Consider the following 14,586-nt stretch of genomic DNA (forward strand, 5'->3'; position numbering starts at 1 on the left):
GGGCGCAAAGCGCGGATCGTGGGGCGCAAAGCGCGGATCGTGGGGCGCAAAGCGCGGATCGTGGGGCGCAAAGCGCCTGGGCCGGCCTGGCCGCGCTGGTGGTGATCATCGCCACGCCCGAACTGGCGGAAACCAGCCTGGCGATGGGGTACAACGATGTGCTGGGCGTGGTGTTTGTCATGGCCGGGTTCGCGTTGTGGTCGCGGTCGGCGGCGCTGGCCGGGCTGATGGTGGGTTTCAGCCTGTCGTGCAAATTGATGCCCGGGCTGGTCGCGCTGACGCTGCTGTTTCCGGCCAGTCGCTGGAAACCCTATTGCCTGGGGCTGGCAGCGGGGCTGGTGCCCGATCTGCTGGCGCTGTTGTGGGACCCGATGCCGTTTGTGCGCAACGTGCTGCTGTTCAATTTTGTGCGGGTGCCGGATTCCACCTCGTGGCGGATGCTGGCGCCGGCCTCGATCGGGCGCGTGGCGGGGCTGGCGGGGATGGCGCTGTGGTTGTCGGTGTCGGGCGGGGTGCTGCTGGCGCAGGTTACGCGTTTTGGCGGCGGGCGCGAAGGCGTAACGCTTGACCGGCGGATGATCCTGTTCGCCGTGATCACGCTGGTGCTGATCATGACCGGATCGACCGCGCACGATGATTACATGATCTGGTGGATGCCTGCGGCGGTGGCGCTGTTTGCGCGCGACGCCGCCGCGTTCACCTTCGCGCGGCTGCCACAACCCGCCTGACCGGTCAGCGCGTGTCCATCAGCCGTTGCAGATAGGCGCCATAGCTGCTGCGGCCCAATTGCGCGATTGTGGCGGTCAGCCCGGCGTCATCCACCCAACCCTGGCGCCAGGCGATTTCTTCGGGACAGGCGATTTTCATGCCCTGGCGGCGTTCCATCGTGCCGACGAAATCGGCCGCATCCAGCAGGCTGTCGGGCGTGCCGGTATCCAGCCAGACATAGCCGCGCCCCAGCCGTTCCACCAGCAGATCGCCGCGCTGCAGATAGGCGGTGATCACATCGGTAATTTCCAGCTCGCCCCGCGCCGATGGTGTCAGCCCGGCGGCAATCGCGCAGACATCGGCATCAAACATGTACAGCCCGGTCACCGCCCAGTTTGATTTGGGCGCAACCGGCTTTTCGGCAATCGCCAGCGCGCGGCCCTGCGCATCAAAGGTGACCACGCCATAGCGTTCCGGATCGGCCACGTGATAGGCAAACACCGTGGCGCCCGGCCGGGGCGTGGCCACGCCGCGCAGCAGCCGCGGCAGTTCGTTGCCGAAAAAGATGTTGTCGCCCAGCACCAGGCAGCATGGCCCGCCCGCCAGAAATTCCGCGCCGATCACGAATGCTTCGGGCAGGCCCCTCGGCTGGTCCTGCACGGCATAGCACAGCCGCAGCCCCCACTGGCCGCCATCGCCCAGCAATTCGCGAAACGCCGGGGCATCGTGCGGGGTGGTGATGATCAGGATATCGCGAATGCCCGCCAGCATCAGCGTGGTCAGCGGGTAATAGATCATCGGCTTGTCATAGACCGGGATCAGCTGTTTCGATGTCGCCAGCGTGATCGGATAGAGCCGGGTGCCGGTGCCGCCGGCCAGGATGATCCCCTTCATGCGCTGGCCTGCCGCATCGTGCGTTCGGGCGCATACAGCCCCAGCCGTTCGCCGGCATAGGCATCGCGCAGCGGCGCCCACCACGCGCGATTGTCCAGGTACCAGCGCACGGTGCGCATGATCCCGCTGTCAAAATTTTCCTGCGCGCGCCAGCCCAGCTCGGTTTCCAGCAAGGTGGCATCGATGGCATAGCGCGCATCGTGCCCGGGCCGGTCGGTGACAAAGCGGATCAGATCGGCATAAGCGTGCGCGGCGGGGCGCAACTGGTCGAGCACGGCGCAGATCTGGCGCACCACATCGATATTGCGGCGTTCGTTGCCCCCGCCGATGTTGTAGGTTGCGCCGGCGCGCCCGCGTGTCGCAATCAGGTCCAGCGCGCGCGCATGATCATCGACATACAGCCAGTCGCGCACGTTTTCGCCCTTGCCATAAATCGGCAGTGGCTTTCCCTCCAGCGCGTTCAGAATGGTCAGCGGGATCAGCTTTTCGGGAAAATGGTATGGCCCGTAATTGTTTGAACAGTTGGTGACGATCACCGGCAAACCATAAGTGCGGTGCCAGGCGCGGGCGAGATGGTCGGCCGCCGCTTTTGACGCGGCATAGGGCGATGACGGATCATAGGGCGTCGTTTCCTGAAACGCGCCGCCGCTGCCGGGGCCGCCCTCCAGCGAGCCATAGACTTCATCGGTGGACACGTGGACCAGCCGGAATGCCGCGCGCCGTTCGGGCGCCAGCCCGTGCCAATAGGCGCGTGCCGCCTCCAGCAGGGTGAACGTGCCGACAATATTGGTGGTGATGAATGCGTCGGCGCCGGTGATTGACCGGTCAACATGGCTTTCGGCGGCCAGGTGCATGATGCGGTCGGGGCGAAACGTGCCGATCGCCGCGCGCATCGCAGCCGCATCACGGATATCGGCGCAGACGAACCGGTGCCGCGGGTGATCGTGTACGGGATTGAGCGATTCCAGATTGCCGGCATAGGTCAACGCATCGACCGTCAGCACGTCGTGACCGCCATCCAGCACCAGGTGGCGCACCAGTGCCGAGCCGATAAAGCCCGCCCCGCCGGTGACCATCACACGCATCCCGCTGCCCTTTCGCTTGCCCCCGATCGAGCCATGACCAGCGTGGTACCCCAGCGGCCTTAAAATACTGCAAAAGGCGGCGGGCAGGCCCGTCCCTTCTGCGGCACGATACAAAGGGCAATGCGCCGTGCTGGTTTCGGGTGGCCGGGCAATGCTATGTCCAGTGCCGGATACAAGGCAGGGAAGGGTGACCGTCGTGACAACCATCAACCGGATCATGATTGCGGCAGTTGTTGCAATGGCAACGCCGCAGATGGCCCATGCCGCCGATGGCGCGGCGATGCACGATGCCCCTGCCTGCACTGCGCCGGGCACTTTGACGCCCGCTCTGTATGGCTGGACCATGCTGGGTTTTCGCGATGCCGCGACCACGCCCGCCGCGCTGCCCGCCAGCGTGCTGCCGGTGGGCGATGCGGTGCTGGCCCGGTTGGCGCCGACACCGGCGGTCACTTATGCGCGCCGCCCGGAAAAGCCCGGCGCGGCGGACAGCTATGGCGGGATGTGGCGCATTGTCGTGCCGGCACGCGGCACCTATCGCGTGGTGCTGGGCACGCATGCATGGCTTGATCTGGTGGCGGCGAACGGCAGCGCGGTGGCCGCGGTGGCGCATGACCACGGCCCGGCGTGCACCGGCATCCGCAAACTGGTCGATTTTGCGCTCGATCCCGGCAGTTATACGCTGCAAATTGCCGGTAATGCCACGCCGCGGGCGCAGGTCATGGTCATCCGCCTGCCATAGCCTCCCCGCGCATGAAGGGCTGACGGCGCGCTTGTAAAAACCGCGCGCATCGCGCAAGACCGGGGCGCAATCCCCCGGAGAACCGCCATTTCGCGCCGTGCCACGATCTATGAAATTGCGAAATCCGCGGGGGTTTCGCCCAAGACCGTTTCGCGGGTCCTGAACGACGAACCGTTCGTCAAGGATGAGCTGCGTGCGCGGGTCAAGGCCGTGGCCAAGGAACTGAATTATCAGCCGAACATCACGGCGAAGGGCCTGATCACGCGGCGCAGTTACATGATCGGGCTGACCTATGAACGCCCCAGCCCCAGCTATGTGGTGGAATTGCAGCGCGGCGTGCTGGAACGTCTGGCCGATGAACGCTTTCGCATGATCATCCTGCCGTTCAGCGATGTGACCGCGCGCACCGATGCCTTTGTCGCGTTTCTGAAGGCGACCGCGCTGGATGGCGTCGTGCTGGCGCCTCCGGGCAGCGATCAGCCCGCCGTGCTCGACCAGCTGGATGCGGCGGGCATCCGCTATGGCCGGATCGCGCCGCAGCACGATGCGGCGCGCGGTGCCTGTTCGCTGCTGGATGACGTGGCCGCTGCGCGCGAAGTGGCGGAGCATTTGCTGGCACTGGGCCACCGCCGGCTGGCGGTGATCCTGGGTGATGCCACCCATGCGGCCAGTACCGCGCGCAGCCAGGGCTATGCCCAGGCACTTGCCGCGCATGGCGTGGGCATGGATAGCGTCACCGTGGAACAGGGCGATTTCACGTTCGCCAGCGGAGAGGCGGCGATGGCCCGCATCCTGGCGCGCCCCGGCCCGCGCCCGACCGCGATCCTGGCGCAAAACGATGACATGGCGGTGGGCGCGATCACCGTCGCGCGTGAAGCCGGGCTGTCGGTGCCAGACGATCTGTCGGTGGTCGGCTTTGACGATTCCGACATTTCGCGCCTGATCATGCCCAAACTGACCACCGTGCGCCAACCGGTGTTCGACATGGCCGTCACCGCCACCGATGGCCTGCTGAAACTGCTGGCGGGTGAAGAAACCCCGGCGCCGGTGATGCATGCGCACGAACTGCTGATCCGGCAGTCAACCGCGGCGCCGAGGGCCTCGTAAAATCCTCCCCGAACGGGGAGGATTTTGGTCGCAATCCTAATTGCTTGTCGCAAACCGCGCGGCGTGGTCGCGGATGATGGCGATCATCGCGGCATCGCTGTCGAAATTGCCATACCAGCCTTGGGGTTCGTGTGGCGGGTCGCCCATCAGCGGGTCGCCGGGGTGCCAGCGGTGGTCGGGGCGTGTTGTGCGGGCTTCGCCGTTCCAGCCCCAGAAATTGGTGCCGGCAACCGGGCCGCCCTGTGCCAGACTGGTTTCTGCTGCGCCATAGATCAGGCGGTAGTATTGCTGGCGGAATGTGGTGGCTACGGTGGGATCATACAATTCGCCATCGCGCGGGAATCCGAATTCCTCGATCACCAGCGGCTTGTTGGCCGCGGTGGCCAGCGCGATGTGGGTGGTCAGGTAATCCTCCACCTTGGTCTTCCCCGCGTCCCACGTCGCGGCCAGGTTCTTGCCATCGACCCAGCCCCAGTTGAGCGGCCAGACATGCGCGGTCAAATAATCGATCGACCGGTGCGCGCGTTGCACGACATCGGCGCGGCCATTGCTGGCGATCGTGCCCTCCATCCCCAGCGACACCATGTGGTGCGGGTCGATTTGCCGGATCAGCGCGGCGCTGGCATCGATCCACGCGTAATAGGCGGGCAGCACGCGTTCCATGATCGCTGGCGTGACCGCCGGGCGCGGTTCATTGCACAATTGCCACGCCATCAGCGCGGGATCATCGCGATAGGCGCGGCCGGTCACGCTGTTCACCCGGCTGACGATGGTGCGGATATAGCCAAAAAAGCGCTGCACCGCGTTGGTGTTGCTGTAAAATGCCGATCCCGCATCGGGGAATTCGGGCCATGGATGCGCCGGGTCGTTGTTGTCGATGTATTGCCCGGTTTCATACCATAGCAATGTCATCATCCCGCCCGACCATTCCCAGTTGTTGGTCAGGTACAGGACGCCGGTCATGCCGCGCCGCGCCAGTTCGACCATGACATGGTCCAGCCCGATCAGCAGCGCGTGGTTCAGGTGCCCTTCGCGGTTGATGAACCCGGGGGTAACGCTGGCGCGCAGCGGGCCTTCCTCCGCGCCGGCCAGCAAGCGCACATTGGTCACGCCGATCGCCTTCAACCGGTCAAGTTCGCGCCCCAGCCGCGCCCGGCCGTTAACCGGATCGGCACCCAGCCACGCCAGGTACCAGGCATTGGCGCCGGTATGCCGCCACGGTTTGCCATGGCGCACAAACTGGCTGCCCTGGCGGCGGATGATGCCGGTATCGTGGTGTTCGCGCGCGACAGCGGTTCCGGCCAGGGCGGCTGTTCCGCCAAGGCCGACGATAAGATCACGACGGCTTAAAAGTCCCTCCCCTTCAGGGGAGGGGTTGGGGTGGGGGCTCTCACCGGAGCTCGGCGCGTGGGGATGGCCCCCACCCCCGGCCCCTCCCCTGAAGGGGAGGGGGGAAGAGTCGCTTGATTTTACGGGCATGGCAAAATCTCCTCCGGGTCGTTGCCCAGGCGCACTTCGGTCAGGGTCACGTCGGCGGGGCCATCGGCCGACAGGCGAAACGCCTCGGCAATCCGTGTCATGTCGGCGCCATGGGCGGCAAAGCATTTCAACGGCAGGCCATAGCGGACCCAGCGATCCGCCGCCGGTACCGTGACCGGCACGTTCGCCGCGCAGGTGGCATCGGCGCAGGCCATGCCCAGCGCCAGATGCGCCGGTGCCGCAGCCACGCGCACGGTCATCAGCATCAGCACATCGCCATTGGTTTCGCGGCTCAGGTCGATCGGCGCAGGCGTCGCCAGCGCGATCATCGCCGGGCCGCCGGGGCCCATGGCAAAGCGCCGCGCGCCCTCCTGCACGGTGGTGTTGACCGCGGTCACTTGCACCCGCCCGCCCAGCGCTTGCGCAGGCACCGCGGTAATCCGCGTCGACTGGCTGCCATCGGGCGCCGACACGCGCAGCGACCAGCCGGCAGCGGCCTGGCCATTGGTGAACCAGCGGCGCACATCGGTCGCGGGCGGCACGGCAGGGTCATCGGACAGCGCCTTCCAGCCACGGGTGCGCTGTTGCCATGTCATGCCATACCCCAGCGGAAACAGTGCGCCATCGCTGGCGCGCGCAGTGCGCGGCCATGCGGTCGGCAGTTGCCCGGTCAGGGCGTGGCGCGCATGCCCCTGCGCATCGCCCACCAGCATATCGGCCAGGCCTTCGCCCTCGCTGCCGGGCAGCCACGCGACGACAAAGGCATCGGCGGCGTTCAGCGCCGGGTTTACAAACAGCGGCCGCCCGGTCAGCATCACCGCCACCACCGGAATGTGCTGCGCACGCAGCGCGCGCATGGTGTCCCACGGTGCGGTCAGGTCCGGCGTCAATTGCAGGGATTTGAGATCACCCTGAAATTCTGCATAAGGCCGCTCGCCGAACACCACCACGGCGACATCGGGGCGCTGCTGAAAATGCCCGTCGGGCGCCAGTTCTGCGCTGCCGCCGCCCGCCACCATGGCATCGTGCAATCCCTGCCACAGCGAGGTGGCGCCGGGGAAATCGGCGCGGGTCAGCCCGGTGCCCTGCCAGCTGATCGTCCAGCCACCGGCGGCGCGCGCAATGTCATCGGCGCCATCGCCCGCGACCAGCAGATGCGCGCCCGCGCGGATGGGCAGCGCGCCGTCATTTTTCAGCATGACCAGCGATTTGCGCACGGCCTCACGCGCCAGCGCCCGGTGTGCGGGTGAACCGATCTGGTTCCATTGCCCGGCCAATGGCCGGGTCGATGGCGCGCCGGCGTCAAACAGCCCCAGCCGCGCTTTGACCCGCAGGATACGCGTGACCGCGTCATCGATGCGCGCCAGCGGGATCACCCCGGCGCGGGCCTGCGCGGTCAGGCTGGTGACCATGTCTTTCCAGCTGTCGGGGGCCATCACCATGTCGATTCCGGCCAGCACGGCGGCGGCGCAACTGGCGTTGGAACAGCCTTCAACCTGGCCATGCGCGTTCCAGTCGGACACCACGAACCCACCAAAACCCATGCGATCTTTCAGCACGCCGGTCAGCAGCCCGGCATTGCCGGTCATCTTGCGGCCCTGCCAGCTGGAAAAACTGGCCATCACGGTCGCCACGCCGCCCTCGATCGCCGGGCCATAGGGGCGCCCGTGAATATCGCGCAAATCGGTTTCGCTGATCGCGGCATCGCCCTGGTCGACGCCGTTGGTGGTGGCGCCATCGCCCAGGAAATGCTTGGTCGATGCGATCACTTTGCCATGCGCAATCAGGTCGCGGCCGTCAGGCGCGCCCTGCAATCCGCGCAACATCGCGCCGACATAGCGCGAGGTGAGCGCGGGGTCGGACGAATAGCCTTCATAGGCGCGGCCCCAGCGGTAATCGCGCGGCACGGTCACCGTCGGCGCAAAGGTCCAGTCCAGCCCGGTCACGCGGATTTCGGTGGCGGTGGCCGCGCCGATGCGTTCCACCAGCGCCGGATCGCGCGTGGCGCCCAATGCGATATTGTGCGGAAACAGCGTGGCGCCGACGATGTTGGAATGGCCGTGAACCGCATCAGTTCCCCAGATGATGGGAATGCCGACGCCGCCGGCCGACCGGTCGGTCGATGCCGCCCAATAGGCATCGGCCAGTTTCAGCCATGCCGGCGCGGGCGCCTTGTCATCGCCGCCGGGGCCGCTGTTGCCGCCATTCAGCACCGCGCCCAGGTGATAGCGCCGCACATCATCGGGGGTGGTGCAGCAGATATCGCCCTGCACCAGCTGGCCGATTTTCTCCTCCAGCGTCATGCGCGCGATCAGGTCGGCAATGCGTGCCTCGCTGCGCGGATCGGGCGTGACCGGGTAATGGTACGCGGGCCAGATGCCCGGATGCGCGGTGCCGGGGGCATCGGCCTGTGCCGGTACTGCCAGCGCGAGCGCGGTGAGGGCGGCCAGGCGGGTATAGTGGCGAACAGTCGGGGGGCAAAACATCATGGGGGTGCAAAACTATCCGGTGATCGCAACAGGGTGAGGGGGGAACAACGCGTCATGGCGGGTGGCGTGCGCAAACCCCGCCAGCGCATCGCGGCTGATCTGGCGCAACATGGTGCGCAATTGATCAGGCGCGATCGCGGCAATCAGCGGATCGGACCGGCGCGGCCGCAGCCCCATGCCGTCAAGCACATAGAACCAGCTTGGTTCGGTAAACAGTTCACGCGACTGTGGCCGGATAACCCCGGCATCGGCATAGAGCGCGATCCGTTCCTGCAAACTGTCGGGCAGCGGCGCGGCGCGCATATCAGCCCAGAACGGGGTGTCGGTGCGCGTGGTCAGCGCGTAATGCAGGATCAGGAAATCGCGGATGCGTTCCAGTTCCTGCGCCAGTTCGCTATTGTAACTGGCCGCCAGCGCAGGATTGAAACGCCGGTCGGGAAAATGGTCGAGCAGGTTGAACACGCCGGCCGTGACCAGATGGATGCTGGTCGATTCCAGCGGTTCCAGAAACCCGGATGCCAGCCCGATCGCCACACAATTGCCCACCCACGCCTGCGCCCGCCGGCCGGGCACGAAGCGCAGCTGGCGCGGCTCTGCGCCCGGCGGATAATCCAGCGCCGCCACCAGTTCATCGCGCGCGGCATCGTCCGACAGATGCGCCGACGAATAGACATAGCCATTGCCGCAGCGGTGCTGCAGCGGGATGCGCCAACGCCAGCCGGCGTCCATGGCATGCGCCACGGTATAGGGCGGCAGCGTGGCATCACGCGGCGTGGGCATGGCCAGCGCGCGATCGCACGGCAGATGCGCGCGCCAGTCGATATAGCCCGTGCCCAGTTCGCGTTCGATCAGCACCCCGGAAAAGCCCGATGCATCGATGAACAGATCGGCATCGACACGCTGACCGTCGTCCAGCGTGACGCCGGCGATATGCCCGCGATCATCGCGCGTCGCGCCGCCCACCGTCGCCTCGATCCGGGTGACCCCCAGCGCCTGCGCATAGGACCGCAAGTATTGCGCGACCAGTACCGCATCCAGATGCAGCGCATGGCGTGCGCCGGCCGGGGGCGTGCCCTGCGGCGCATAGGCCAGATCACGATCCGCCAGCGCCGCGCAAAGATTGAAATCGGCCACCCCCGGCGCCTGACCGGCCCCGCGCAAGTGCAACAGTGCGTGGTGGAACGGGCGCCGCGCGATGCCGGTGCCAAACGTGCCGAACGGGTGCCAGTACGATGTGCCAGGCCCGTTCCAGCCGTCAAAACGGATCGCCAGTTTCATCGTCGCATGGGTATGCTGGATGAAATCGGCGACGTTGATGTCCAGGAATTCCAGCATGTCGATGAACGGCGGGATGGTTGCCTCACCCACGCCGATGATGCCGATGTCTGCGGATTCGATCAGGGTAATGGCAATGCCGGTGCCGGTCAGCCCGCGCGCCAGCACGCTGGCACTGATCCACCCGGCGGTGCCGCCGCCGATGATCGCGATCGACCGGATCGGATCAGGACCATCTGCAACTACCGGCACGGTCGTGGCCTTTCACAAACATGCGCCCGCCGGGTGAGGGAACCCGGCGGGCGTCTTGGTGCGGGGCTGATCAGAACTTGAACTTGCCACCAAAGAAGATGCGGCGCCCCGAATTGTCATAGGAAAATGGCTGGTTGGGCCATTGCAGATAGGTGTGCTGCGACGATTTGGTGATGTTTTGCGCCGACAGGGTCACCCCGAACTGCTTGTTGAAATCATAACCGATCTGGCCATCCAGCTGGCCATAGGGCGCAGTATAGACCTGATAGACCTTGGGATTGCCGAACTGGTCGGGGAACGCAAAGGTCGAACCGACCAGCGAATCGTTCACCGCCTTGCTGCGCCAGGAATAGGACAGCCGCGCCGACAGCCCGTGGGCTTCGTAAAACGCGGTGCCGGTCAGCGCATGTTTCGACACACCGGGGATTTCCGATGTGGCCGAAAACGCGGTGGCCTGATCCTGCTTTGATTTCGAATAGGTATAGTTCGCGGCAAACCCGAACCCGTTCAGCGCGCCATCGTTGACCTGGTATTGCGCGCCCAGTTCCAGGCCATAGATCCAGCCTTTGCCCGCGTTGATCGGCTGGGCGACATTGGCCACGGTGCCGCCGAAATCGTCGTTGACCTTCGTAGCGATGTTGGCCTGTTCGACGAAGTTATCGACCTTTTTGTAAAACGCCGAAACGCTGGCCAGCGCGCCGTGGGCGAAATAGTTTTCATAGCCGCCGACGAACTGCCACGCCTTGTACGGATCGAGATAGGGATTGCCCGAAGACCCGCCGGCAAAGGCAAAGCCGTCCTTGACCCCGGTGTTGACATTGGTGCGGGCGTTGGTCTGGCGGGTAAAGTTGTACGAATTGCCCAGGCCCAGTGAAAACAGGTCCTGTGGCGCCACCACGCGCGCCGCGCCGAACCGGATGACTTCGTGTTCAGACGGTTTGTACGTGAAGTTCAACGAGGGCAGCACGCTGTTGTAATGGCGATCGGTCTGTACCGGGATGTTGTTGGAATTGACCCCGTTCCACGATGCCGACCCGTAAAAGCTGGGGACCGGTGCGGTCTGCGCATTGCCGATCGACAGGTTGGTCGATGTGAACCGCACCCCCAGGTTGAGGTGATAGTTGTCGGTGCGCTGGCCGATGTCGGTCATCAGGTAGCCGGCCAGCACCTTTTCGCTGACGCGGAACGAGCTCAACGTGTCCTTGAAGAATTTTTCCGAACTGTTGGCCACCCCGCCATTGCCGGCCTGCGTCCACAGCGTGTTGAGGTACGTGGCCGGGTTGGTCATGCCGCCGACATAGGGATTTTTGACCAGCATCGGACCGACGCCAAACCCGTTGACCTGCAGTGCCAGCGCGGGGTTGGACGTCGCGGTCGAATAGGGCAGCGCGGCATAGCCCGGATCGACGTAATAGACATAATTGCCACCCGTCGGCGCCTGGCAGCAATTGGCGATCGGGCTGCCATCGGGTGAGGTGATCAGATAACGGCCAAAGGTCTGGTCAACCGTGCGGCCAGCATAGCGCGCACCTGCCGAAATCGTGAACCCGGGGTTGACGTCATAGCTGGCATCATAGCGGGTCGACCATTGCGTCTGGGTGGTCAGGTTGGCCCAGGCCCAGTTCGATTTGAACAGGGTATAGGCCGGGTTGTTCAGCACATCGGCATAGGGCGCGTTGTACGCCACCGTGGGCAGGCCGGATGTGCCGCCGTTGGTCCAGTTGAAGGTATAGCCCGGGTTGCCTGCGCCCGCGCAAGTCGATGCGCCGTTGTTGCAGCCCGGCGCGGTGGGGTTGGTCGCCACGCCCGGATAGGCGTTGTACAGCCCGTGTTCGACGTCGGCCTGCGCCGCCTCCAGATCCGAACCGGAATGGGCATAGGCCGCGGCCCAGGTCATTTTCAGCCCGGCGTCATTGTCGAATTTCAGGTTCCATTGCAGGTTGTCGGCATGCGTGCTGGTACCCTGGTACAGCGTCGCGGTTTCGGCGCCATTGGCATAAAACGTGCCCTTGGTAACGATGCCGTTGCCATCGATGCTGTTGCTGGCGCCGGCCAGCAATGATGGCAGCGCCGTGCCGGGTGAGGCCAGCGTTCCGGCAGGTGCGCCCTGGCCGTTGAACCAGACCTTGTCGGAATAGGACAGGCTTTCATCGCGTTCGTGCGAATGGAACCACACCAGGCTGGTTTTCAGATGATCGTCCAGCCGCGCGGTCACGCCAAAGGTTGCGCCGAAAATCTTGCGGTGGTCGTGGTTGGTGGTGAAATAGCCGAGCTGCGGAATGGTGTAAAACGTGCCGCCGTGGGCAAAGCTGGCCGGGGTCAGGCCCGATGATGGCCCGATCGCCTGGGCGCCGCCCTCTGCCGGCGGGGTGGCTGCGCCAAACGTCGGGGTGGTCAGGTAATCGGTGATCAGCCACTGGTTGCGGTTGGCCGCCTGATATTCGTTGGTGGTGGTCTTTTCATCGTCATACGACAATGCGGCAAACACGCCGATGTCGTGCGCGAATTTGTACGACACCAGCAATGTGCCCACCGGGGTGACCGAATTTGCGCCGGTCGATGTGGAACCGCGCAAGTTGCCCGCCACCGTCAGCCCGCGCTTCTGCGCCAGCGGATCGAGCGATTTCAGGTTGATCGTGCCGCCAACGCCGCCTTCGACCATCGAACCTTGGGGGTTTTTATAGACGTCGATCCCGCCGATTTCTTCGCTCGGCACACCTTCCAGCGAACCGTATTGCGAATTGCCGCCGGCGCCACCACCCGATGCTTCACCCGAAACATAAAATTCGCGCCCCGTCAGGAACACTTCGCCGTTCAGCGTGGTCAGGTTCTGGCGCAGCCCGTCGATCAGCACCGCGGTGCCCTGGCCGCCCGAACGGTCGATCTGCACGCCGGGCAGGCGTTGCAGCGATTCCGCCACGTTCTGGTCGGGGAATTTGCCGATGTCTTCGGGGACGATCGATTCGATCACCATCGTCGCGTTGCGCTTGTTCGACAGCGCGTTGTTCAACGATGCGCGAAACCCGGTGACCAGGATTTCGTTGCCGGCATCGGGCGCGGTCTTGGCCGCATCGCTGGCCGGCGCGGGCGCAGGTGCCACTGACGCGGTTTGGGCCTGGGCCACAGCGGCAGACATGGTCGCAATGATGATCGCGGTTGCAGACGCAGAGCGCACAAGGGCGCTCGCCAAATACTGGCGTTTCATGGTGTTCCCCTCCGATGTTCGACCCTGCCAGTTGCCGAGGCTTTGTACAGCACAACGCTGCACAGCCCGGCTGACGGTGCCTTGGAGCTTTGGATAAGCACGTATGACATCGATGTCAATCGACAATCAGCGGAGCGTTTTTGGCCCGCATTCGTATGACGGCCCGGCGCAAATTCCCGTATTGGCGCGTCGCCTGCGCCGTTATTCGGCATGACTTGGACTGGCGCGTGCGATATGGGCATGTGGGGCGTTTGCTTGCGTGTCACACCGGTTATCGCCGTTGCGAAGAAAGTTTTTGCCGTATGATCAATATCGTGCCCGTCATTTTGTGCGGTGGCAGCGGAACCCGGTTGTGGCCCCGGTCGCGCAAGATCAGGCCCAAACCGTTTTTGCCACTGGTGGGGGATACCACGCTGTTTGCCGCCACCGTGCTGCGGTGCGATCCGGCCGACGGGTTTGCCGCGCCGATCATCGTGGCCGGCGCCGCGCACGTGCCGCTGGTGGAAAGTCAGCTGCCCGATGATTCTGGCGCGCAGATCATAGTGGAACCGGCGGCGATGAACACCGCCGCCGCGATTGCGCTGGCGGCGGCGCGCCTGCCCGCCGATGCGATCATGCTGGTGTGCCCCAGCGACCACCATATCGGTGACGCGCCGGCGTTCCGCGCCGCGGCCCGTGCCGCGGCAGAGCTGGCGGCGGCGGACTGGCTGGTGGCGTTCGGGATCACCCCGACCGCGCCGGAAACCGGTTTTGGCTATCTGAAGCAAGGCGCGGGCATCGCCGGATCGGCCGGATATCGCGTGGAACGGTTCGTTGAAAAGCCTGATCTTGATCGCGCGCGCGGGTTTCTGGCCGAGGGCGGCTATGCCTGGAACGGCGGCATTTTCGCGTTTCGCGCCGGTGCATTTATGGATGAACTGGCGCAGCATCGGCCCGATATTGCCAGCGCAGTGCTGGCCGCAGTGGCGGCCGGGCACGAAGACGGCCGCCGGTTTCACCCCGATGCGGCGATCTTTGCCAGCATCGCCGGCGAATCGGTGGATTATGCGGTGATGGAAAAGACCGCCCGCGCGGCGATGGTGCCGGTGGCGATGGATTGGTCCGACATCGGCAACTGGCAGGCGCTGCATGAGGCTTTGCCGCGTGATGACGATGGCAATGCCGTGCATGGCACGGTGGAATTGCAGGGGTGCCGCAATGTGCTGGTGCACAGCGACGGGCCGCGCGTGTCGGTGATCGGGGCGGAAAACCTGATCATCGTGGTCGATGGCAACGACGTGATGGTGACCACCCGCGACGGCGCGCAGCTGGTGGGCAAGCTGCACGGTGCCGTAAACCAGTGAGCAGTTCACC

At 65.1% G+C, this 14,586-nt stretch carries 11 protein-coding genes; 5 read left to right on the forward strand and 6 right to left on the reverse strand.

Annotation, left to right across the window (positions count from 1 at the left end; all coding sequences use genetic code 11):
• Positions 1–728, forward strand: a 728-nt coding sequence (locus ABWP89_RS09355; protein ID WP_353228830.1) for a hypothetical protein, incomplete at its 5' end; no start/stop codon positions are given.
• Positions 729–732: 4 nt separating this feature from the next.
• Here the strand turns inward: ABWP89_RS09355 and rfbA are convergent.
• Both rfbA and rfbB read right to left on the reverse strand, forming a co-directional pair.
• Complete coding sequence (rfbA, locus tag ABWP89_RS09360) at positions 733–1,602, reverse strand: glucose-1-phosphate thymidylyltransferase RfbA (RefSeq protein ID WP_353228831.1); 870 nt, start codon at positions 1,600–1,602, stop codon at positions 733–735.
• Complete coding sequence (rfbB, locus tag ABWP89_RS09365; RefSeq protein WP_353228832.1) at positions 1,599–2,687, reverse strand: dTDP-glucose 4,6-dehydratase; 1,089 nt, start codon at positions 2,685–2,687, stop codon at positions 1,599–1,601. The genes rfbA and rfbB overlap by 4 nt, the downstream gene beginning before the upstream one ends.
• Positions 2,688–2,874: 187 nt before the next feature.
• Between rfbB and ABWP89_RS09370 the strand changes: the two genes are divergently transcribed.
• Both ABWP89_RS09370 and ABWP89_RS09375 read left to right on the forward strand, forming a co-directional pair.
• Positions 2,875–3,426 (forward strand): homogentisate 1,2-dioxygenase, encoded by a 552-nt coding sequence (locus tag ABWP89_RS09370; RefSeq protein ID WP_353228833.1) that lies wholly within the window; start codon positions 2,875–2,877, stop codon positions 3,424–3,426.
• Between the two features lie 114 nt (positions 3,427–3,540).
• Entirely contained in the window at positions 3,541–4,533 is a 993-nt protein-coding gene (locus ABWP89_RS09375) for a LacI family DNA-binding transcriptional regulator (RefSeq protein WP_353228908.1), read from the forward strand.
• 36 nt (positions 4,534–4,569) lie between these two features.
• On the opposite strand, the gene ABWP89_RS09380 is transcribed toward ABWP89_RS09375, so the two are convergent.
• Entirely contained in the window at positions 4,570–5,769 is a 1,200-nt protein-coding gene (locus ABWP89_RS09380) for a glycoside hydrolase 5 family protein (RefSeq protein ID WP_353228834.1), read from the reverse strand.
• Between ABWP89_RS09380 and ABWP89_RS09385 the strand changes: the two genes are divergently transcribed.
• Positions 5,761–5,883, forward strand: coding sequence for a hypothetical protein (locus tag ABWP89_RS09385; protein ID WP_353228835.1), 123 nt, complete (start codon positions 5,761–5,763; stop codon positions 5,881–5,883). The two genes, ABWP89_RS09380 and ABWP89_RS09385, sit on opposite strands and share 9 nt — an antisense overlap.
• Positions 5,884–6,002: 119 nt before the next feature.
• Here the strand turns inward: ABWP89_RS09385 and ABWP89_RS09390 are convergent, their stop codons facing one another.
• From ABWP89_RS09390 to ABWP89_RS09400, 3 genes are all read right to left on the reverse strand, one after another.
• Positions 6,003–8,501, reverse strand: coding sequence for a glycoside hydrolase family 3 protein (locus ABWP89_RS09390; protein ID WP_353228836.1), 2,499 nt, complete (start codon positions 8,499–8,501; stop codon positions 6,003–6,005).
• Between the two features lie 12 nt (positions 8,502–8,513).
• On the reverse strand, positions 8,514–10,028 hold the full coding sequence (locus tag ABWP89_RS09395) for a tryptophan halogenase family protein (protein ID WP_353228837.1): 1,515 nt from the start codon (positions 10,026–10,028) through the stop codon (positions 8,514–8,516).
• A 70-nt stretch (positions 10,029–10,098) separates the two neighbouring features.
• Positions 10,099–13,128, reverse strand: a complete 3,030-nt coding sequence (locus tag ABWP89_RS09400) for a TonB-dependent receptor (RefSeq protein ID WP_353228838.1) — start codon at positions 13,126–13,128, stop codon at positions 10,099–10,101.
• A 407-nt stretch (positions 13,129–13,535) separates the two neighbouring features.
• Here ABWP89_RS09400 and ABWP89_RS09405 point away from each other — a divergent pair, with 407 nt between their 5' ends.
• A complete protein-coding gene (locus ABWP89_RS09405; protein WP_353228840.1) occupies positions 13,536–14,576 on the forward strand; it encodes a mannose-1-phosphate guanylyltransferase in 1,041 nt (346 codons plus the stop codon).
• Positions 14,577–14,586 lie beyond the last annotated feature (10 nt).

The organism is Novosphingobium sp., from assembly GCF_040398825.1.
GTDB lineage: Bacteria > Pseudomonadota > Alphaproteobacteria > Sphingomonadales > Sphingomonadaceae > Novosphingobium.

What these genes read in the sequence shown, in the direction of transcription:
- ABWP89_RS09390 (WP_353228836.1), bottom strand. Translation starts at nt 8,501, where the DNA reads ATGATGTTTTGCCCCCCGACTGTTCGCCACTATACCCGCCTGGCCGCC.
- ABWP89_RS09385 (WP_353228835.1), top strand. Translation starts at nt 5,761, where the DNA reads ATGGCGCACAAACTGGCTGCCCTGGCGGCGGATGATGCCGGTATCGTG.
- rfbB (WP_353228832.1), bottom strand. Translation starts at nt 2,687, where the DNA reads ATGCGTGTGATGGTCACCGGCGGGGCGGGCTTTATCGGCTCGGCACTG.
- rfbA (WP_353228831.1), bottom strand. Translation starts at nt 1,602, where the DNA reads ATGAAGGGGATCATCCTGGCCGGCGGCACCGGCACCCGGCTCTATCCG.
- ABWP89_RS09405 (WP_353228840.1), top strand. Translation starts at nt 13,536, where the DNA reads ATGATCAATATCGTGCCCGTCATTTTGTGCGGTGGCAGCGGAACCCGG.